The organism is Rhodococcus sp. JG-3 (assembly GCF_000482405.1).
In the GTDB taxonomy this organism is placed as follows: Bacteria; Actinomycetota; Actinomycetes; order Mycobacteriales; family Mycobacteriaceae; genus Rhodococcoides; species Rhodococcoides fascians.
The window spans coordinates 1,189,044-1,209,480 of record NZ_KI519398.1 but is presented as its reverse complement, the minus strand read 5'-3'; the positions used below and the strand labels follow the sequence as shown (position 1 = coordinate 1,209,480).

At 63.3% G+C, this 20,437-nt stretch carries 19 protein-coding genes; 10 read left to right on the top strand and 9 right to left on the bottom strand.

Features of this window, described 5'->3' with window-relative positions:
- Positions 1–19: 19 nt before the first annotated feature.
- A complete protein-coding gene (locus K414_RS0107180; protein WP_051364980.1) occupies positions 20–493 on the top strand; it encodes a DUF3995 domain-containing protein in 474 nt (157 codons plus the stop codon).
- Here K414_RS0107180 and K414_RS0107175 read toward each other — a convergent pair.
- From K414_RS0107175 to K414_RS26230, 5 genes are read right to left on the bottom strand one after another with little or no spacing between them, the layout of a single operon-like run.
- On the bottom strand, positions 490–1,596 hold the full coding sequence (locus tag K414_RS0107175) for an ATP-binding cassette domain-containing protein (protein WP_027495338.1): 1,107 nt from the start codon (positions 1,594–1,596) through the stop codon (positions 490–492). The genes K414_RS0107180 and K414_RS0107175 overlap by 4 nt on opposite strands.
- An 11-nt stretch (positions 1,597–1,607) precedes the next feature.
- A complete protein-coding gene (locus K414_RS0107170; protein WP_027495337.1) occupies positions 1,608–2,474 on the bottom strand; it encodes a carbohydrate ABC transporter permease in 867 nt (288 codons plus the stop codon).
- Positions 2,474–3,424 (bottom strand): sugar ABC transporter permease, encoded by a 951-nt coding sequence (locus K414_RS0107165; RefSeq protein ID WP_027495336.1) that lies wholly within the window; start codon positions 3,422–3,424, stop codon positions 2,474–2,476. Before K414_RS0107165 ends, K414_RS0107170 begins: the two co-directional genes overlap by 1 nt.
- Complete coding sequence (locus K414_RS0107160; RefSeq protein ID WP_027495335.1) at positions 3,421–4,755, bottom strand: sugar ABC transporter substrate-binding protein; 1,335 nt, start codon at positions 4,753–4,755, stop codon at positions 3,421–3,423. Before K414_RS0107160 ends, K414_RS0107165 begins: the two co-directional genes overlap by 4 nt.
- Positions 4,756–4,769: 14 nt before the next feature.
- Positions 4,770–5,795 (bottom strand): sugar-binding domain-containing protein, encoded by a 1,026-nt coding sequence (locus K414_RS26230; protein WP_032367122.1) that lies wholly within the window; start codon positions 5,793–5,795, stop codon positions 4,770–4,772.
- Between the two features lie 116 nt (positions 5,796–5,911).
- Between K414_RS26230 and K414_RS0107150 the strand changes: the two genes are divergently transcribed.
- Together K414_RS0107150 and K414_RS0107145 are read left to right on the top strand one after the other, a co-directional pair.
- Positions 5,912–6,946: an NAD(P)-dependent alcohol dehydrogenase gene (locus tag K414_RS0107150; RefSeq protein WP_027495334.1), complete on the top strand. Its 1,035-nt coding sequence runs from the start codon at positions 5,912–5,914 to the stop codon at positions 6,944–6,946.
- Complete coding sequence (locus K414_RS0107145; protein ID WP_027495333.1) at positions 6,943–8,418, top strand: mannitol dehydrogenase family protein; 1,476 nt, start codon at positions 6,943–6,945, stop codon at positions 8,416–8,418. Before K414_RS0107150 ends, K414_RS0107145 begins: the two co-directional genes overlap by 4 nt.
- Here the strand turns inward: K414_RS0107145 and K414_RS0107140 are convergent.
- The 3 genes from K414_RS0107140 to ugpC all read right to left on the bottom strand — a co-directional run bounded on the left by K414_RS0107140 (position 8,402) and on the right by ugpC (position 11,659).
- A complete protein-coding gene (locus K414_RS0107140; RefSeq protein WP_027495332.1) occupies positions 8,402–9,067 on the bottom strand; it encodes a TrkA family potassium uptake protein in 666 nt (221 codons plus the stop codon). The two genes, K414_RS0107145 and K414_RS0107140, sit on opposite strands and share 17 nt — an antisense overlap.
- Positions 9,060–10,373, bottom strand: a complete 1,314-nt coding sequence (locus tag K414_RS0107135) for a potassium transporter TrkG (RefSeq protein WP_027495331.1) — start codon at positions 10,371–10,373, stop codon at positions 9,060–9,062. Before K414_RS0107135 ends, K414_RS0107140 begins: the two co-directional genes overlap by 8 nt.
- Before the next feature lie 206 nt (positions 10,374–10,579).
- Positions 10,580–11,659: a sn-glycerol-3-phosphate ABC transporter ATP-binding protein UgpC gene (ugpC, locus tag K414_RS0107130; RefSeq protein WP_027495330.1), complete on the bottom strand. Its 1,080-nt coding sequence runs from the start codon at positions 11,657–11,659 to the stop codon at positions 10,580–10,582.
- A 148-nt stretch (positions 11,660–11,807) separates the two neighbouring features.
- Here ugpC and K414_RS0107125 point away from each other — a divergent pair, with 148 nt between their 5' ends.
- The gene (locus K414_RS0107125) at positions 11,808–12,632 is read left to right on the top strand and encodes an NAD(P)-dependent oxidoreductase (protein WP_027495329.1); all 825 of its coding nucleotides are present in this window, start codon (positions 11,808–11,810) and stop codon (positions 12,630–12,632) included.
- Positions 12,633–12,713: 81 nt separating this feature from the next.
- On the opposite strand, the gene K414_RS0107120 is transcribed toward K414_RS0107125, so the two are convergent.
- Entirely contained in the window at positions 12,714–13,883 is a 1,170-nt protein-coding gene (locus K414_RS0107120) for a hypothetical protein (protein ID WP_230597480.1), read from the bottom strand.
- Between the two features lie 53 nt (positions 13,884–13,936).
- Between K414_RS0107120 and K414_RS0107115 the strand changes: the two genes are divergently transcribed.
- The 6 genes from K414_RS0107115 to K414_RS0107090 all read left to right on the top strand — a co-directional run bounded on the left by K414_RS0107115 (position 13,937) and on the right by K414_RS0107090 (position 20,360).
- Positions 13,937–14,953 (top strand): hypothetical protein, encoded by a 1,017-nt coding sequence (locus K414_RS0107115; protein ID WP_027495327.1) that lies wholly within the window; start codon positions 13,937–13,939, stop codon positions 14,951–14,953.
- 185 nt (positions 14,954–15,138) lie between these two features.
- The gene (locus K414_RS0107110; protein WP_048317892.1) at positions 15,139–16,089 is read left to right on the top strand and encodes a sugar ABC transporter permease; all 951 of its coding nucleotides are present in this window, start codon (positions 15,139–15,141) and stop codon (positions 16,087–16,089) included.
- Positions 16,090–16,094: 5 nt separating this feature from the next.
- Positions 16,095–16,976 (top strand): carbohydrate ABC transporter permease, encoded by an 882-nt coding sequence (locus K414_RS0107105; RefSeq protein ID WP_027495325.1) that lies wholly within the window; start codon positions 16,095–16,097, stop codon positions 16,974–16,976.
- 26 nt (positions 16,977–17,002) lie between these two features.
- On the top strand, positions 17,003–18,325 hold the full coding sequence (locus K414_RS0107100; RefSeq protein WP_027495324.1) for a sugar ABC transporter substrate-binding protein: 1,323 nt from the start codon (positions 17,003–17,005) through the stop codon (positions 18,323–18,325).
- 13 nt (positions 18,326–18,338) lie between these two features.
- Entirely contained in the window at positions 18,339–19,499 is a 1,161-nt protein-coding gene (locus K414_RS0107095) for an enolase C-terminal domain-like protein (protein ID WP_027495323.1), read from the top strand.
- A 63-nt stretch (positions 19,500–19,562) separates the two neighbouring features.
- Positions 19,563–20,360 (top strand): IclR family transcriptional regulator, encoded by a 798-nt coding sequence (locus tag K414_RS0107090; protein WP_027495322.1) that lies wholly within the window; start codon positions 19,563–19,565, stop codon positions 20,358–20,360.
- The last annotated feature ends 77 nt before the right edge of the window (positions 20,361–20,437 follow it).

Here is a 20,437-nt window from a genome sequence, read left to right as displayed (position 1 = left end):
TCGGCTAGCCTCGATCACCGTGGCCATCCGATTCTTTGCGATCGCGTGCGTACTGGGGATCATTCACGCCGCGTTCTCCGCCTATTGGGCTGCAGGCGGTCGATGGCTGCTCGACACCGTCGGTGCCTTCGCCACGGAGTGGGTCGACTCCGAACCGGCAACGGCACGAACGGCACTGCTGGTGCTTGCCCTCGTCAAACTCGCCGCAGCAATTCTTCCGGCCCTCGCCTATCTGAACCGGCCGCGCCTGGCAGCACAGAACCGGACGAGGGTGCCGTCGTTGATCTTCGGCATATCCTGGCCCGGCTCTGTACTGCTAATTGTCTGGGGCGGTGCGTCGTTCATCGGAGCGGTGATCGGATTGGTCGTCTCGGACGAGAACCGATCAGTCAAGTACGGTCACCTGTTCTTCGACGGCATCTTCCTGCTCTGGGGCGCAGCGCTTCTGACGGCACTGATCCTGTCCAGAAAAGTCCCGTACCAACCGCGTTAGATGCGCTCCCCCGTCTCAGGGTGGAAGAGGTGGATCGCACCGTCGAGTCGCGTCAGCCCGATGCTCTCGCCGATCTTGGCCGGAGCTCGAACGGCCGAGCGGGCGACGAGTGAGACCGGCCCGCCGTCGAGCCCCTTGACCTTCGGGTCGTCGAGGTGTGCGTAGAGGTAGGACTCGCTGCCGAGTTCCTCGATCAGATCCACCTTGCCCTCGAAGCCTTCGCCGCCGCCCTGCACGATGCCGAGCTGCTCCGGGCGTAGCCCGACGGTGACGTTGTCGAGGCCGAGGCTCGCGAGCTTGGTCAGCTCGTCGCGTTCGAGCGGAAGCAGGAACGAGCCGATCTGAACGCCACCCGAGCCGATGGGAACCGTCATCAGGTTCATTGCAGGCGAGCCGATGAAGCCGGCGACGAATGCGTTGACGGGGTTGTCGTACAGATCTGTGGGAGAGGCGAACTGCTGCAGTTTGCCACCGCGCAACACGGCAACGCGATCACCCATCGTCATGGCCTCGACCTGGTCGTGCGTGACGTAGACCGTCGTGGTGCCGAGTCGACGCTGCAACGCCGCGATCTGCGTTCGCGTCTGGACTCGCAGTTTCGCGTCGAGGTTGGACAGGGGCTCGTCCATGCAGAACACCTGCGGCTCACGAACGATGGCACGCCCCATGGCAACTCGCTGACGCTGACCACCCGAGAGCTTGCCGGGCTTGCGATCCAGGTACTCGGTGAGGTCGAGGATCTTTGCGGCCTCGGCCACCTTCTTCGTGCGCTCCTCGAGGGACACACCACGCATCTTCAGGGCGAAACCCATGTTCTCCCCGACGGTCTTGTTGGGGTACAGGGCGTAATTCTGGAACACCATCGCGATGTCCCGATCCTTCGACGGCACACCCACCATGTTCTTGCCACCGATCTCGATGGCACCACCGTCGATCTCCTCGAGACCGGCGAGCATCCGCAGAGCAGTGGACTTGCCGGAGCCGGAAGGCCCGACCAGCACGACGAATTCGCCGTCCTGGATGTCGAGGTCGAGTGAATCGACGGCGAGCTTGTCGGCACCTTCGTAGACGCAGGATGCCTTCTTGTACGTGATTGCAGCCATAAGACTTTCTCCTACTTGATTGCGCCGAAGGACAGGCCGCGCACGAGCTTGTTCTGCGCGAACCATCCGGCAAGGACGACGGGAAGTGCTGCGAACGTCGCAGCTGCGGAAAGCTGGGCCCAGTACAGGCCCTGACCGGTGATGAATCCGACGAGGTACACCGGAATCGTCTGGGCCTGAACGGCAGTGAGGTTGACTGCGAAGAAGAATTCGTTCCACGAGAAGATGACGCAGATCAACGACGTGGCCGCGATGCCGGGCGAGACCAGCGGCAGGATCACCTCACGTACCGAGGTCCACAGTGACGCGCCGTCCATACTCGCGGCTTCGAGCAGCTCGCTCGGCACTTCGAGGAAGAACGATCGCATCATCCACACGGCGATCGGAAGATTCATCGCGGTGTACAGCACGACCAAAGTCCAGATGTTGTCGAGCATTCCGATGTCACCGACGATGACGTACAGCGGGACGATCGCGGCGACGACGGGCAGCATCTTGGTGGAGATGAAGAAGAACAGCACGTCCTTCGTCTTCTTGACCGGACGCAGCGACAGGGCAAAGGCAGCCGGAACACCCAGCAGCAGAACGAAGATCGTCGAGACGACGGTCGCGAACGCCGAGTTCAGCAACGTCGTGCCGATGCCGCTCTCCAGGACCCCTCGATACTGATCGAGAGTAGGTGTGAAGAACAGCTTGGGCGGGTCGGAGTAGGCGTCGGCCTCCTGCTTGAAACCGGTGAGGACCATCCACAGCACCGGGAAGAAGAACGCGATGCCTGCGACCCAGGCGACGAAGGACCAGATGGACCCCGGGCCCCACTTGCTCTTGCGCTTGATCGGCGCGGAAGTAGTTGTCTTGTCCACAGTTGCGGTACTCATCACGCAGCCTCCTCGGTTCCGCTGAAGCTCTTGAAGATCAGTCTCAGCGCCAGGGTGCTGACGATGATGGTGGCCACGACGGTGACGACGCCCATGGCCGCGGCCTGGCCGATGTCGAAGCCGAGGAACGCTCGCTGGTAGATGTAGAACGGCAGGTTCGCGCTCGCCACACCCGGTCCGCCGGAGGTCATCATGTAGACCGCGTCGAAGGTGTTGACCAGATAGATGGCCCCGAGCACCGCACCGAGCTCGATGAATCGGCGCAGATGCGGGAGGGTCAGCTCACGGAAGAGCTTGATCGGCCCTGCCCCGTCGACCCGTGCCGCCTCGGCAATGTCCTTCGGCATCGACTGCAGGCCGGCCAGGATCAGCAGCATCATGAACGGAGTCCACTGCCAGATCAGGTTCGCCATGACGGCGGGCAATGGGTAGCGCGAGACCCAGTCGATCTGATCGACACCGAACGGGCTCAGCGCGAAGTTGATCAGGCCGAAGACGGGATCGAACATCGTGGTCTTCCAGATCAACGCGCCAGCTACCGGGGTGATGAGGAACGGGGTGATCAGTAGGGTGCGAATCAGGCTGCGGCCGATGAACTTCCGGTCCAACAGCAGAGCCAGGAACAACCCGAGAACCACCGAGATGATGACGGTTCCGACGATCATGATCACCGTGTTGAGGGCGACCTCACGGAACTGGCTGTCCTGGAACACCGCGACGTAGTTGTTGAGCCAGTTGAACTTCTGCGAACCCGGTCGCACGAGGTTCCACGACTGCGTCGAGTAGTACAACGTGAACAGGAACGGAACCTGGGTGACGAGAATGGCGAACACCATGGCCGGCAGCAGCGGGCCGCGGCGACGCCACCCTTCGGCCTTGGAGATCGTCCTCGGTCTCGGTACGAACTCCTCGGAATCGGCCTGCGCCGATCGTGTTGCGGTGGTGGTCATCCCTGGTCCTCCTGGTACGTCTTACCGACCACTTCGGCGTATTGCTGCGCTTGTTCGAGCGCGTCGTGGACGCTGATTCGTCCTGCTACTGCGGCGCTGATCTGTTGACTGACGCGGGTTCCGAGGTCCTGGAACTCGGGGATGGTCAGGAACTGCACTCCGGTGTACGGAACCGGATCCACAGTGGGATTGTTCGGATCCGCGCCGTTGATCGAATCGAGGGTGACCTGACCGTACGCAGCGGACGCCTCCTCGTATTCGGGAATCTGGTAGGTCGACAGACGGCTGCCGGGAGGCACTCGCTCCCAACCCAATTCGTTGCCGACCTTGTTCAGGTATTCCTTGCTGGTCATCCACGAGACGAACTTCCAGGCGTCGTCCGGATTCTCGGACGTCTTCGGGATTCCGAGGGCCCAGGAGTACAGCCACCCGTTGTCGCCCTTGGCGGCCGACGGTGCCTTGGCGTATCCGATCTTGCCGACGACGTTCGACGACGTCGGGTCTTCGAGGACCGACACTGCAGATGTGGCGTCGTACCACATTGCCGTATTTCCCTGCGACAGTTGCGTTCCGCATTCGCTGAAACCGCTCGTCGCTGCGCCTGCCTGACCGTGCTCACGTACCAGGTCGACGTAGAACTGAACGGCCTGTTCCACCTCTGGGCTGTTGAGCTGTGCGTTCCAGTTCTCGTCGAACCACCGACCACCGAATGCGTTGATGACGGTATCCAACGGGGCGAGTACTTCACCCCAACCGGGCTTGCCGCGCAAACAGATTCCCGATACGTCCGGGCTGTCGAGCTTCGCGGCGGCGTCGGCGACTTCCTGCCAGGTGGGCTCCTCCGGCATGGTGATGCCGGCAGCCTCCATCAGGTCCTTCCGGTACATCAGGAAGGAGGATTCGCCGTAGAACGGCACCGAGTACATGCTCCCCTCGTACGACAGCGACTCCTTCAGGGTGGGAATGAAGTCGTCCTCGTCGTAGCCCGGTGTTGCGTCGGCATACTCGGACAGGTTGGTCAGCCAGCCGTTCTCGGCCCACTGCGGGGTCTCGAAGTTGCTGATCATCACCACGTCGAACTCGCCGCCGCCGGTGGCGACCGAGGCGGTGATCTTGGCCCGCGCCTCGTTCTCCGACAGCGACACGAACTTCAGATTGATGCCGGGGTTCTCCGCCTCGAACTCCGGAGCGAGCGAAATGGCGTCGGACATCTGTGAATTGGAGACGATCGCGACGGTGATCGTCTTGCCGTCACCGTCACCGCCGAACGAGCCGGCTCCGGCGCAGCCGGACAGCACCAAGGTTGTCGCAAGCGACGCCGCGACAGCCACTTTCGGTAAAACCCTCACTGAAATACCTTTCCATTGGAGGTCGCCGTTGCAGGAGCTTGCGCAACGAGCCAGCGTGCACTTTCGATGTCGGTCACCAGGATCGAGGCCAGTCCGCCGCGCAGAGCACCGAGGAGCGCCTCGTGTTTACGTTGCCCACCGGTGACGAGCACAGCCCGATCACACGCCCTGATGGCGTCGAGCCCCACCGACACGGTTCGGCCGGGGAGTGATCCTCCGGTATCGATGCCGTCGGCGTCGTAGAACCGTCCGCCGATCTCGCCGACTGCACCGAGGCGGCGCAATTCTTCGAGCACGTCGAGGTCGATGAAGCTGCCCTCGAACAAGGTGGTGGACGTGGAAACGGGACCGATGCCGTACATCATCACATCGGCATCGGTCCCGGCTTTGAGGGCGCGAGAGATCACGGAATCCTGCTCCAACGCAACGACTGTCGCCTGATCGGCGTACAGCGGCGCGTTGAGCCTGATGGGTGTCGCTTGCAGGTACGCAGCGCACCGTCCGAGTGTGTACTCGACACCGGTCTGATAGTCGGCCGAGGTGATGGAGCCGTCGAGTTGTACCACCGCAGCACATTTGGTAGATCGGGTCTTCAGCGAGCTCGCCACCGCCACCGTTTCGGGGCCCCAGGTGAACCCCAGGACGTCGCGATCCTTGAGTCGACGCGAGAGCAACGTCGCTGCCGCTCGGCCGAGGGATCCGTAGCCGGTGTCCGTGCCGTCGATGACGTCCGAGACGACCAACACCTCGGTGAGTCCGAACTTCGCTTCGAGCTCACGCTCGACGTCCGCATGCACGGTGCCCTGCAGATCGTCGGGAACGTTGATCTCGATCGTCACGAGCCCTTGGGAACGAGCCCGCGCGACCAACCGTCCTGCAGTCGGGCGCGAGACGCCCAGCTTCACGGCGATCTCGGCCTGCGTCGCACCTTCGAGGTGGTACATGGTGGCGGCGCGCAGAGCCAGCCGGAGATCTTCTCCCGACCGCGCGGACTTCGCCCCGCCGGGCTCCGATCCGTCCATGACGCCTCCCTGACCAGTGAGCAAATGCTCAGCTCGTGTTCATCTGCTCACTAAGCTAACATTAAGGTGTGATCTACACAACACCCCCTCGCATCCAGCGGCCCGTGCCACAGTTCATGCAGGCCAGCGTGCTCACCGGCGTGCACGAGATACGAATGGAAGACCGGCCGGTGCCGACCCCAGCCCACGACGAGGTACTGGTCCAGGTCACCGCCGTCGGCGTGTGCGGGTCCGATGCGCATTACTACCGGGAGGGACGCATCGGCGAGTACGTGGTCGACGGCCCGCTGGTCCTCGGTCACGAGGCGGCCGGTGTGATCGTCGCGGTCGGCTCCGATGTGTCCGACGCCCGCGTCGGGCAGCGGGTGTCCATCGAACCGCAGCGTCCCGATCCCACCAGCGCCCAGTCGCGCGCCGGCCGCTACAACCTGTGCCCGGCCATGGAATTCTTCGCCACGCCGCCGATCGACGGCGCGCTGGCAGAGTACGTACTGATCCAGTCGGTGTTCGCGCACGACGTCCCCGACTCGATCTCCGACGAAGCCGCAGCACTGTTCGAGCCGCTGTCGGTCGGTATCGCGTCGGCGCAGAAGGCCGGAATCACCGCCGGATCCAGCGTGCTCATCGCGGGCGCAGGCCCGGTCGGCATCGTCACCGCCCAGGTGGCCCGTGCTTTCGGTGCCACCGAGGTGATCGTCAGTGACATCGACGCACCGAGACGTGACAATGCCGCGAAACTCGGTGCGACGCGGGTGCTCGATCCAGCAGTGGACGACGTACGTGCGCTGGAAGTGGACGCGTTCATCGACGCGTCGGGTGCCGCTCGGGCCGTCGTCGACGGCATTCATGCTGTTCGGCCGGCGGGTACCGTCGTACTGGTGGGCATGGGCGGCTCGGATTACCCGCTCCCCATCTCACTGATTCAGAACCGAGAACTGGTTCTCACCGGCGTCTTTCGGTACGCCAACACGTGGCCGATCGCGCGCGAGCTCGTCCTGGCCGGTCGCGTCGACCTCGATGCTATGGTCACCGCGCGTTTCGGCCTCGATCGCGTCGAGGATGCCTTGAATGCAGACAAGCAACCCGGCAGCATCAAAGCCGTTGTCATTCCCGGTCTTTCCCAGAGCCCATCGAAGGAGACGAACGTATGAAGTTGAACTCGCGCAATCTCGACGACTTCATCGAGGACGTGGCCGTTCCCACCTACGACCGTTCCGACGTCACCGTAGGCATCGTGCATTTCGGTGTCGGCGGCTTCCATCGAGCACATCAGGCGATGTACATCGACCGGTTGTTACAACAGGGGCAAGGGTCCGAGTGGGGCATCTGTGGAGTGGGCGTACTTCCCGGAGACCGCCGGATGAAGGACGTGATGGAGGCGCAGAACTGCCTGTACACGTTGGCGCTCAAGCATTCCGACGGCGCGTGGGACACCCGCGTCGTCGGATCCATCGTCGAATATCTCTTCGCGCCCGACGACGCAGAGGCCGTCGTCGAGAAGATGGCCGCGGAGACCACGAGGATCGTCTCCCTCACGATCACCGAGGGGGGCTACAACTTCTCCGCGACGACGGGTGAGTTCGACGTCGAAAACCCCGCCATCGTCGCCGATCTCGTGGACGGGGCCGTTCCGGCAACCACATTCGGGCTCGTCGTGGAGGCATTGTCACGGCGCAAGGAACGCGGACTGAAGCCGTTCACGATCATGTCGTGCGACAACATCGAAGGCAACGGCCACATCGCACAATCGACATTCACCACCTTTGCCCGCCTGAAGGATCCAGCTCTCGCAGAGTGGATCGCCGCAGAAGGGGCGTTCCCCAACTCCATGGTCGACCGCATCACTCCGGTCACGACACCGGAAGTGATCGAGGAACTCTCGGCTCGCTACGCCATCGACGATCAGTGGCCCGTAGCCGGTGAGCCGTTCACACAGTGGGTGCTCGAGGACAACTTCACGCTGGGACGACCCCCTCTCGAGGACGTCGGAGTTCAGGTTGTCGACGACGTCACGCCGTACGAGCTGATGAAGCTACGGCTGCTCAACGCCAGCCATCAGGCGCTCGCGTATTTCGGCTACCTCAGCGGATTTCGACTGGTGCACGAAGTCTGTCAGGACCCGCAGTTCGCCGCGTTCCTGCTCGCCTACATGGACGAGGAAGCAACGCCCACGTTGCAACCCGTTCCCGGCATCGACCTCGCCGAATACAAGCACACGCTCATCGAACGGTTCTCCAACCCGGAAATCCGCGACACCGTCGCACGCCTGTGCGCCGAGTCCTCGGATCGAATTCCCAAGTGGCTCTTGCCCGTCATCCGCAAGAATCTCGAGGGCGGCGGTGAGATCACTCGCTCCACCGCAGTCGTTGCCAGTTGGGCACGCTACGCCGAGGCAGTCGACGAGGCCGGTGAGCCCATCGACATCGTCGATCAACTGAGGGATTCACTCGTTCCGATCGCGCGGAGTCAGCGAGAGAATCCGACGGCCTTCATCGCCAATCGCGCAGTGTTCGGCGATCTGATCGACAACGACCGTTTCGTCGCCGAGTACACGAAACAGCTGACATCACTTCAGAAGAACGGTGCGCGCGCGACCCTGGAGGCGCTCATGTCGACTCGCTGAATTTTTCGGTGTCTCGAACCTGGCCGGAGACGATGACGGTATCGCCTGCGCCGATCACCGTGTCTGCCGTGGCGTAGGTGAACCCTTCACCCGGACGCTTGACTGCAACGACGGTTACTCCGTGCTTGGTGCGAATTCCACTCTCGCCCAGAGTTTTTCCTAGCAGCGAGGCCGGGGGCGACGTCTTCGCCATGGCAAAGCCGTCGTCGAACTCGATGTAGTCCATCATCCGACCACGTACCAGGTGAGCTACTCGCTTACCCATGTCGTGCTCGGGCCTGACAACGTGGTGGACGCCGATCTGGCTGAGAATCTTGGCGTGCGCGTTGCTCAGAGCCTTGGCCCAGATGGTCGACATCGACAGATTCACCAGAGCCGATGCGGTGAGCAGGCTCGCTTCGAGATTGGAACCGATGCCCACGACGGCGCGGTCGTACTCGTGTACCGAAAGTTGTCGCAACGACTCCTCGTCGGTGGTATCGGCCACCACAGCATGCGTCAAACGGTCTGCCACGCGTTGCACTACGGCCTCGTCGCTGTCGACGCCGAGCACCTCGACTCCCTGGCTCATCAGTTCCAGCGCCAGCGACTTACCGAAGCGGCCGAGACCGAGAACGACGACGACGTCGGAGGACGGTTTCCTAGCCAATGAACGGCCTTTCCGTGGGAAGCATGTAGCGCCGACCGCGGTCGCGGGCGGCGAGAGCACTGACCAGAGTGATGGAACCGATGCGGCCCAGATACATCAGGACGATCAGAATCATCTGGCCCCAGCCGGGCAACTGTGCGGTGATTCCGGTGGACAGGCCCACCGTCGCGAATGCCGAGACGACCTCGAAGAGAAGCACGTCGAGGTCGAAGTTCGTACCGGCCAACAGCGCCACCACCGGCAGCATGATGAGGGCCACCCCGATCAACGCGACGGTCAATGCCTGACGTTGCACCCGAGGATCTATTCGACGGTCGAACACCGTCACCTCGCGGTCACCGCGGATTTCGGCCACGATGACGAACAGCAGCAAGGCAAATGTGGTGACCTTGATGCCGCCTGCCGTACCGCCGCTGCCACCACCGATGAACATCAGGACATCGGTGATCAAGAGGGTCGCGTTGTCCACATCCGCGTAATCGACACTGTTGAAGCCTGCGGTGCGGGGCATGACGCCCTGGAACGTCGCGACGAGCATCTTGTCCCAGAACCCGAATCCGCCCAGGGTTCTCGACCACTCGAAAAGCAACACCACCGTCGGGCCGAGAACCAACAGAACAGCGGTGACGGACAACGTCATCCGGGTGTGCAAGGTCCAGCGCTTGCGAGAACGAACGCCGCGGGCACGCGATCGGGCACGACGGGCGATCTCGAACAGAACCGGAAACCCGATGCCGCCCAACACGACCGCGATCAACAACGGCACACAGATCCACGGGTCGGTGGCGAACCCGATCATGTTGTCGCTGAAGAGCGCGAATCCTGCGTTGTTGAACGCCGACACGGAATGGAAGATCCCCAGCCAGAGCGCACGCCCGAGGGGCTCGTCGTATCCGAAGAAGAAGCACGCCGCCAGACAGAGCGCGACAACACCCTCGATGATCAGACTGGTGCGAAACACACCCACGACGACGCTACGAACGTCGCCCAGCCCGGATGTGCGTACCTCGGCTGCCGCATTCAACCTGCCCCGAAGACCGATCCGATCCGCCAGGAGCAACCCGACCAAGGACGCGATCGTCATGATCCCGAACCCGCCGATCTGAATCAGGCCGAGAATGACGCCCTGGCCGAGACCCGACCAGTACACCGGGGTGTCCACCACGATCAGACCCGTCAGGCTCACCGCCGAGGTCGACGTGAACAGCGCCTGCAGAATGCCGGTGTCGTTTCCAGGCACGGTGGCCGCCGGAACCATCAGGATGCCCGCACCGAGGAGTATGGCCACCGCGAAACCCGTTGCCATCACTCTGACCGGCGTCGGCCTGAAGAGCGCGAACCGTCGTGATGCCTGGTGAGCGTCTGTCACCCGGCAGACAGTACCGGTGGGACGAGCCGCTTCGCGGCACGTGCGCGGAACTTCGTAGCAGGGGTCGAGTTTCCGCGCACCTGGGTCATTCCGCAGGCTCCACTCCCGCGCACATGCGCGTCAGCGCTCCACCGCCTACGGCATCAGTCGACCAAGCGCTCCCCGGTCACAGTGGAGAACAGGTGGGTGCGCTCGGCGGCGTAGGAGAGCGTGATCGTCGATCCGCGTTCCGGTGGGATGCGGCCGTCGGCGCGGACGACGATGGGCTGACGCGTGCCGTTGATATCGGCCTGGCCGTAGACGTAGGCGTCGGCTCCGAGTTCTTCGACGACGTCGATGGTCACTTCGAGGCCTGCCCCGGTGGTGATCTGCAGGTCCTCGGGCCGCACACCGAGCGTCACTGTGTTCTCGCCGATTCCGGCGATGGCGGAGCGGGGAACCGGAACCACTTCACCGCCGAAGCGGACGCCGCCGTCGACGAGCGGTAGCTCGAGCAGATTCATTGCAGGCGATCCGATGAAGCCGGCGACGAACACGTTGTTCGGGTGTTCGTACATGCGCCTCGGCGAGTCACACTGCTGCAGCACACCGTCTTTGAGGACGGCCACGCGATCGCCCATCGTCATGGCCTCGACCTGATCGTGGGTGACGTACACGGTCGTCGTGGCGAGCCTGCGTTGCAGTGCAGAGATCTGCGCGCGGGTCTGCACTCGAAGTTTGGCGTCGAGGTTGGACAGCGGCTCATCCATGAGGAACACCTGGGGTTTGCGAACGATGGCGCGGCCCATGGCGACTCGCTGACGCTGGCCGCCGGAGAGCGCTTTGGGTTTGCGGTCGAGGAATTTGGTGAGATCGAGGATCTTGGCAGCGTCCTCGACGCGGCGCTTGATCTCGGCCTTGTCCTCGCCGGCGATGCGAAGTCCGAATCCCATGTTCTCGCCGACCGTCATGTGCGGATACAGGGCGTAGTTCTGGAAGACCATCGCAATGTCTCGATCCTTGGGCTGATGGTCGGTGACGTCCTTGCCGCCGATGGTGATGGCTCCCCTGTCGACTTCTTCGAGACCGGCGAGCATGCGCAGCGACGTCGACTTTCCGCAGCCGGACGGGCCCACGAGGACGAGGAATTCACCGTCCTGGATGTCGAGATCGAGCTGGTCGACTGCAGCTTTGTCGCCGCCGGGAAACAATTTGGTGACGCCCTGAAATGCAACGGTGGCCATGATGGTGGTCCCTTCACCGGCAGGAACGTGCCGGACGATCCGAGTGAGATTCATGTATGTGAATGGATGCCAGAATGCTGACTTCGTTTAGAAGTATGTATTACTGTGATGCCCATTACAAGGTTTCCATCGAAGGAGTTCGAGAAGAATGACCGACACCGTTTCACGAGTGCTCATCACCGGGGCCGCAGGCAACATGGGGGCGATGCTCAGGCCTCTACTGGCGACTCCCGGCCGCACGCTGCGCCTGTTCGATATCACCGAGATCACCGACATCGATTCGGCCACAGAGGAATTCGTACAGGGTTCGGTCACCGATCGCGCTGCCGTGGCCGCCGCGGTGGACGGTGTCGATGCAATCCTGCACCTTGGGGGATTGAGCACCGAGGACTCGTGGGCCAACATTCTGTCGGTGAACGTCGACGGCACTCAGGCAGTCTTCGAAGCCGCTGTGGCGCAGGGGGTTTCTCGGATAGTGGTGGCGTCGAGCAATCACGCAGTCGGATTCTGGACGCACGACGAGGCAGGCGACTCGCCACTTCCGGGCGACGCCGTTCCGCGACCCGACGGATTCTACGGGTGGAGCAAGGCAGCGGTCGAAGCCCTCGGCCGGATGTACCACGACCGCTTCGGTATCGACGTCGTCAATCTGCGTATCGGTTCGAGCTTCGCCGCGCCGCCCAACTACCGCGGCCTGGCCACCTGGATGTCGCCCGCCGACACTGCGCGACTGATCGAGGCCTCACTGTCGGACAGCGCCAAAGGTTTTCACACCGTGTGGGGAATCTCGAAGAACTCGCGCGCATGGTGGTCGGGCAACGAGGGTGCGGAGATCGGATACCTGCCTCGCGACGACGCGGAACAGTTCGCCGAGCAATTCCTGGCCGAACACGAGTGGACGTTCAGCGATCCGATCCTACAGCGAGTCGGCGGCGCGTTCTGTGATCACCCGCTCGGCCAACGGATGCGGTGATGCACCCTCTGCTCCACTCGACCACCCGGACTGCGGGATTCCGCGCCGAGGCCGGTCGAGTGGAGCACCCGTTGTCGACCCCTACGAATACGTTGTGACGATCGACCCCAGCGCATCGAGCTGGGGTCGATTGACGAGACCGAGGTGATAGAGGTGCAGCTCGTTCGCCCCCGCGTCGAGGGTCGCGGCCACATGCGCAGCGACCTCGTCCAGCTTCTTCGGCGGCAGTACCGATACGTAGGCACCGACGTCCACCCCGTCGCCGACGGCCGCGCGGGTTGCCTGCACCACCGACACCGTCTCGGCCGTTCCCGGCCAGGCCGACACGAGCACCGCATCGACATCGGCGGGCGCGGAGGCGGTCAACGCAGGCGAAGGCCCGGTCTTCCATGGATCCGGGTGACCGTGCAGCGTCACGCGTGCCGACGGCGCCTGTTCACGCACGGCGGCAAGCACTTCCGCGCGAAGGTGATCGGCGTCGGCGTGCCGGACGGCGAGCACCGCGTCGATCTCGTCGGCGGCCAACACGTCCGTGATCGCCGCACCGGCAGGCAAGGTTCCGGCCGACAGGGCGTCGACACCGTCGCGCAGCTTGTGCGTCACCTTCCCCGAGTCGACGCCTCGTTCGCTCCAGGCGTCGAGCTCGCGCTGTGTGCAGCTGATCGACATCAGCGTGTCGCCGATGCCAGGGAACGCGCCGTCCGTCTTCTCGTGTGGTCCGACATGAGCGAAGCCCAGCTGCCCGCAGGCCTCGACGGACACCCCGTGTACTTCGACGCCGCGGATCGCTTCGGCCGCGAGCGTGGCGCTGTAACGCACGATGTCGGGATGCCCTGGTGCGAGGGCATAGCGATAGGCATCTCCGAAACAGTTGACGACGGTCGCCTCGGGATGGGCGTGGCCGAGAATTGTGCTGTGTGTCAGCACGATCCACGCGTTCACCAGGAATCCGGCCTCCCGCAGCACACCCGCTGCCTCGCCGAACGCGTCCTCGGCACCGCCCCAGGCGGCCGTCCGCGCAGTGATCGTGTGCCCGGCCCAAGCGTCGGGACGAACCGGTCGATACAGCGCTGCGTGGTGGGCGTCGACCACTTTGTGCTGCGGATGCAGCGGGGTTGCCGCTCTGGTGGAGTGGTACGTCGCGGCAAGCGAGATCTCGTGCACCCCGAGTGTGTTGGCGCGTTCGACGAAATGCGGATCGCCCAGGACGTCCCAGGGGTAGGCGTGCGCGACGATGCGGTCGACGGTCATGAAGATCATCCTTCGATGGCTGATTTGTTCGATAGAGAGAACTGAGTTCACACATGGGAACACAATTCGAGCCCAACTGTCCACGATTCACGCGACGAGCAGAGATCCGGCGAGCCCTGGGGGCATTCGACGATCCTTCGCGTCCGCACGTGACCCGCGGTCGGACCTGGACACGCGATGGCATCTCCGGCGTGGAGCTGAACTGGGATGACACGTCCGCATGGCTGCTGACGCCCCCGGACGCAAAGACTCCACTGCCCGCGATCCTGCTCATGCACGGTCACGACGGGATGAAGTTCTACGGCAAGGAGAAGGTGGCAGAGGGCCCTGACGGCATGGCACCCGACCTCGAGGAGTTGCGCAGGCGCGGATACGGCGGCAGCGCGCCCGCCGCCCGTCTGGTTGCAGCGGGTTTCGCAGTCCTGGTCCACGACGTGTTCCCGTGGGGCAGTCGCCGGGTGCCGTGGGAGGACCTCCCCGAGCGGGCTCGACGTGCCGGTGCCCAACTGGAAGGGCTGCCGAGATACGAGGCCGCCGCACGCGAGCACGAGCACGGACTCGCAAAAATGGCAGCGCTACGGGGCAGTTCATTGGCCGGGCAGGTGCTGAGCGAGGACCTGATCGCGCTGCAGGTAATGACGGAGTGCCCCGAGGTGGACGCACACCGCATCGCCACTGCCGGCTTCTCCGGTGGCGGAGTGCGCGTCGCACATCTACTGGCGTGCAGCGATCGCCTGCGGGCAGGAGTGATTACGGCATCGATGAGCACGTTCGCCGATATCGCGAACGGTCACGCGGACGACACCACCTGGTTGATGATCACCCCGGGCCTGCCTGCGGTGTGCGACTGGCCGGAGATCGCCGGGGCAGCAGCCCCGACCCCATTGTTGGTCCAATTCGCTGAGCTGGACTCCCATTTCGGCATCCCCGGCATGCGCGACGCCGAGGCATCATTGCGCCGCGACTACGGAGAATCGGAAACACTGTTCACACAATGGTTTTCGGAACCGCATCGATTCACCACGACCATGCAGGACGCGGCGGCCGGCTGGTTGAGCCTGCACGTGTGACCGGGAATGCTTGACAGCGCTTGTGACTGCCGTCATAGTTGGTCCAGAAATTCACATAGAAGACGCTCGTTCAGATATGTGAACAGACAAAACTTGCACGACCCGGCTCACTCAGGGTCGGAAGACATCCCGCCAGACCCGCTCGCCGGCTTTCCATCCGGCCCCGAACGCTTCGGAGCGTCCCCATGGTCACCACCACACCACCCCGGTCGGGAGGTACCCGCGCGTCCAGCGCGGCCATCCCTCCCGTTCGACCGAAACGCAAGCGCCGCATCTCGGCCCCGTACATCCTGATCGCGCCCGTCGTCATCCTGCTGGCAGTGTTCATCTTCTACCCGGTCGGCAGCGTCTTCTACTACAGCCTGCAGTTCTACAACCCGACGACGCCGTGGGACAACGGCTTTGCGGGCCTGGAGAACTTCAAGCTGATGTTCGCCGACGACCTGTTCTGGAACAGCCTCGTCGTCACCGCCAAGTGGGTGGGCGTGCAGGTCGTGTTCCAGCTGATCCTCGGCCTCGGACTGGCCCTGCTGGTCAACGAGGTGTTCCGCGGACGCGGCCTGGCCCGTGCCCTGGTGTTCTCTCCCTGGGCCGTCTCCGGGGTGCTCACCACCGGCATCTGGCTGCTCATCTACAACCCGTCGACGGGATTGTTCAAACTGCTGGGCAACATGGGCATCGGCGACGGTACCGCCGCGCCGATCGCCGATCCGGACACCGCGTTCTGGGCCACCAGCGTTGCCGAGCTCTGGCGCGGAGTTCCGTTCTTCGCCATTCTCATCCTGGCCGAACTGCAGAGTGCGCCCAAGGATCTGTACGAGGCCGCGAACGTGGACGGCGCGAACCGCTGGCAACGCTTCCGGTTCGTGACGCTGCCACACCTCAAAGCCGTGATTATTCTGTCCACCCTGCTGCGCGGGGTCTGGGAGTTCAACAACGTCGATCTTCTCTACACCCTCACTGCGGGCGGACCGGCCGACGTGACAACCACGTTGCCGCTCTACGTCTCTCAGCTCGCAACCACCGCGCAGGACTTCGGGTACGGATCGGCTCTGACCACCGTGGCCTTCGTGATCCTGCTCTTCTGCTCGATCCTCTACTTGCGCCTCAGCAAATTCAACAGCGATAAGGCCTGACGCACATGACCACTACCGCAGACCGTCCCGTCGTGACCACTCCGCCGCAGGACCACTCCGAGAAGGTGCGCGTGCATCGCGCAAAGCCCCGCGTGTTCAGCGTCGGCCTTCCGTTGGCCGTCTACCTGCTCTTCACCCTCGTCCCGTTCTACTGGATGATCGTCTTCGCGTTCCGGCCTGCCGGGTCCAATTCGATGCTCCCCTGGCCTATCACGCTCGACCATTTCGACACCGTCTGGAACACCCTCGGCTTCAGCTTCTTCTTCAAGAACAGCCTCATCGTGGCCGGCCTGTCTCTCGTGCTCACCACCTTCGTCGCGCTGGCGACCGGCTATGCGTTGGCACGCTTCAAATTCCGCGCCAAGATTCCCCTCGTGATGGCTCTGCTGTGCAGCCAGTTCGTCCCCGGCGCGATGCTGCTCATTCCGCTGTTCCAGGTTTTCCGCGAAATGGGCCTGGTGAACAACCTCTTCGGTCTCATCGTCGCCGATACCGTCTTCCAACTACCACTTGCAGCAATGCTGATGGCAGGCTTCATCTCTCAGATCCCCGTCGAACTCGAAGAGGCCGCGATGGTCGATGGCTGCTCGCGTCTGAAAGCCTTCCGAATCATCATGCTCCCGCTTCTGCGGCCCGGGTTGATCGCCGTCGGTTCCTTCGCATTCATCGGCAGCTGGAACAACTTCCTGTTCGGTCTGATGTTCATCAGTAGCCAGGACAAGTTCACTCTCCCAGTCGGTTTGAGCTACACGATCGGCTCCTACAACGTCGACTTCGGCGTCCTCGCGGCCGGCGGTCTGATCGCCGCAGTGCCCGTGGTCGCGGTCTTCGCCGTCATCCAGAAGTACCTCGTCCAAGGCCTCAGCGCCGGTGCGGTGAAGGGCTGATCATGACGTACGGAAAGAGAATCGACATGAATCGACGCACCCTGCTGCGCACCACCCTCGTCGGTGCGGTGGCCACGCTCGTGCTGGCATCCTGCAGTTCCGAGACCTCCCTGCCCGACGGTGCCCTCGGCGATCCGAACAGCGGAACCCTCACGTTCTGGGACAACAACGCCGGGCCTGATCGAACCCCGTTGTACGAGGAACTGATTCGACGCTTCGAGAACATCAACCCAGGCATCGACATCGAATACGTCGGTCTACCGTCCGACAGTGCCCAGCAGAAGTATCAGACAGCCCTCGCCGGTGGGTCGGCTCCCGATCTGGGCATCGTATCCACCGCGTACCTCGCACCGCTCGTTGCCCAGAGTGCCGTGATTCCGCTCGACGACTTCATGGCAGCCTCTCCGCAGAAGGACCAGTACGACCCGAAGATCATCGAGTCGGCGATGGAGTCCGGAGGCGGCGAGAACCTGTACGGTCTGCCGTTCACCAGTAACAACGCCACGCTGTGGTACCGAGCCGACTGGTTCGCGGAGGCCGGCATCGAGCCACCGGATACCTGGGACGAATTCTACGAAGCCGCAGACGAACTGACCGACAAGTCCGCGGGTCGTTACGGGTTCACCATCCGAGGCGGTGCCGGCTCGATCTACCCGTTGTTGCAGCACATGTTCGCCACCACCGGCATCGACAACTTCTTCGACGGTAGCGAATCCACCGTCAACCGGCCCGAGATGGTGGACGCCATCGAACGTTTTGCGGCCCTCTACGACGTCGACACACCTACCGCCGACGTCAACAACGGTTTTCCACAGATGGTCGCCAGCTTCGGCGGTGGTTCGGTTGCGATGATGCAGCACAACCTCGGATCACTGAGCAACCACCGCAAGGCACTCGGCGACAAAGTCGGTGCCGTTGCGCTTCCACTCGCGGACAACGGCGTCCGCACGGTGATGACCGATCCGTTCCCCTCCTACACAGTGTTCAAGAGTAGCCAGCACCAGGCAGCGGCCTGGAAGTTCCTCGAGTTCATGACCTCGCCGGATTCGCAGGCCTATTGGAACGAGAACGTCGGCCAAATCCCGGTCAATGCCACCGCCAGATCCGCACCGTCCTTCCAGACGATGCCATCGGTCCAGGCGGCCCAGTCCGCCCTCGACGATCCGAAGACCGTGCTGGTCACCCCGCCGGACTATCTACCCGATTTCGGAAAGATCGTGCAGGTTCAGATGCTCGGGCAGTGGCAGAAGGTGCTCATCGGACAGCTCAGCGCCCAGGATTTCGCCGACGACTTCGCCGAGAAGCTCAACCGTTCCAAGGCCAAATACGATGCCCGACAGGGTAAATAGGGGTTCCACTACTATGTCCAGCGTCATCACCGAGATTGCCGTCCAGGTCTTCAAGACCGAGGCCCGTACCGCCGTCGACTCCTACGGACATCGACACCCCGGACCGTCGATACCCACAACCCAGGCTTTGCTGCGCATCACCGATTCCGACGGAGTCAGCGGGCACGTGCTGGGCAAGACCAACTATCTGCGTGAAGATCAAGTGGAGCAGCACTTTCGGCCGGTGCTGATCGGTACCGACCCGCTGCATCGCGAGGAGATGGATCGCAAGTTCGCGATTCGACAACGCACCAGGGCCGTCGAGCTTCCCGAACACACCTGCAGCTACCTCGATCAGGCCCTGTGGGATCTGGCCGGCAACCGATTCGACACCCCGGTGTGGAAGCTGCTGGGCGGAGCCCGAAGTGAAGTCAAGGCCTACGCGAGCACCATGTGCGGAGACACCATCGAGGGCGGCCTTTCGAGTCCCCAGGAGTACGCGGATTTTGCTGTTGCACTGAAGAATCAGGGCTATCAGGGAATCAAACTGCACACCTGGATGCCACCCCTGGAGGGGGCTCCGAACCTGACTCGGGACATCGAGGCCTGCGCCGCGGTACGAGATGCCGTCGGGCCCGGGTTTTCGTTGATGCTCGACGGCTATCACTGGTACTCCCGCACCGACGCTCTCAAGCTCGGCCGCGAACTCGATGCGCTGAAGTTCGATTGGTTCGAGGAGCCCATGGACGAATTCTCGATGCGCTCCTACAAGTGGCTGGCGGATCAGATCGCCACACCCGTCATCGGTCCCGAAACCACACCAGGTCGGCATCGTTCGCGAGCGGACTGGATTGCGAGCGATGCCTGCGACATCCTGCGCGTCGGTGCGATGAACGGCGGCGGCATCACGCCTGCACTCAAGACGGTGCACATGGCCGACGGCTTCGGACTCGACTGCGAGATCCACGGCAACGGCGCACCCAACCTCGCGCTCGTCGGCGGTGCTCCGAACATCCAGTGGTACGAGCGCGGCCTGCTGCATCCGCTGGTGGACTACGACTGGGTGCCGCCGCATCTGAAGTCCATCGTCGATCCGATCGACGCGAACGGGATGGTCCAGATGCCCACCCGCCCGGGCCTGGGCGAGGACATCGACCTCGAGTACATCTCGAACAATCTGGTCGCCGAGTACTGATGTCCGTCCACAAAATTCGTGTCCGCGTATGAGCCGTCGTTCATCATGGGGGACACTGTCTCCATGGTGAACGATGTCACGGCAACAGCTGCGCCGGAGAGCCAGCCGGTGAAGTCCGCCGAACGCACGATCCACATCCTCGAGACCCTGGCCGCGTCTCCCGCCCGCATGAGTCTCGGCGAGCTCCAGGAGGCCTGCGGGTATCCGCGGTCGAGTCTGCATGCACTGCTCAGGACGCTGAAAGACCTCCGCTGGATCGAGGCCGACGAATCCGGTTCGCGATATGGCATCGGGACTCACGCGCTACTCACGGGCACGTCCTACCTGGACAAGGATTCCGTCGTCGGTCGGGCCGCAGCGGTACTGGAGACGTTGCGCTCGGACGTCCGGCACACCGTCCACTTCGCCCGGCGCGACGAGGATTGCGTCATCTACCTCGCCAGCCGCGGTTCCAAGCTCGAGGTGCGGCGCATGCACCGTGTCGGACGCAAGCTGCCGTGCCACGTCACCGCCCTCGGCCAAGCACTGCTCGCCGAACTCACGACCGACGAGGTGACACAGCTGCTGCCGAAGAAACTCGAGCGGTACACCGAGAACACCATCGTCGACCGTGATGCCCTGATCGCCGAACTCGCGCAGGTTCGCCGCCGCGGCTGGTCACTGGAGCAGGAGCAGGGCACCCCCGGCGTCGTCTGCATCGCGACCGTGGTGCCGTACCGAATTCCGGCCACCGACGCACTCAGCGTCTCCATGCCTGCCGAAGTCGCGTCGTACCCGGGCGAACTCGAACGCATCGCGGGCGTCCTCACCGACCATGCTGCGGCCTGGGCCCGAGAACTGCGAGCCGAGGGAGTGCGGTAAAGCCGCTTCGCGGCACGTGCGCGGAACTTCGTAGCAGGGGTCGAGTTTCCGCGCACGTCAGCGCTCCACGTCTGGGC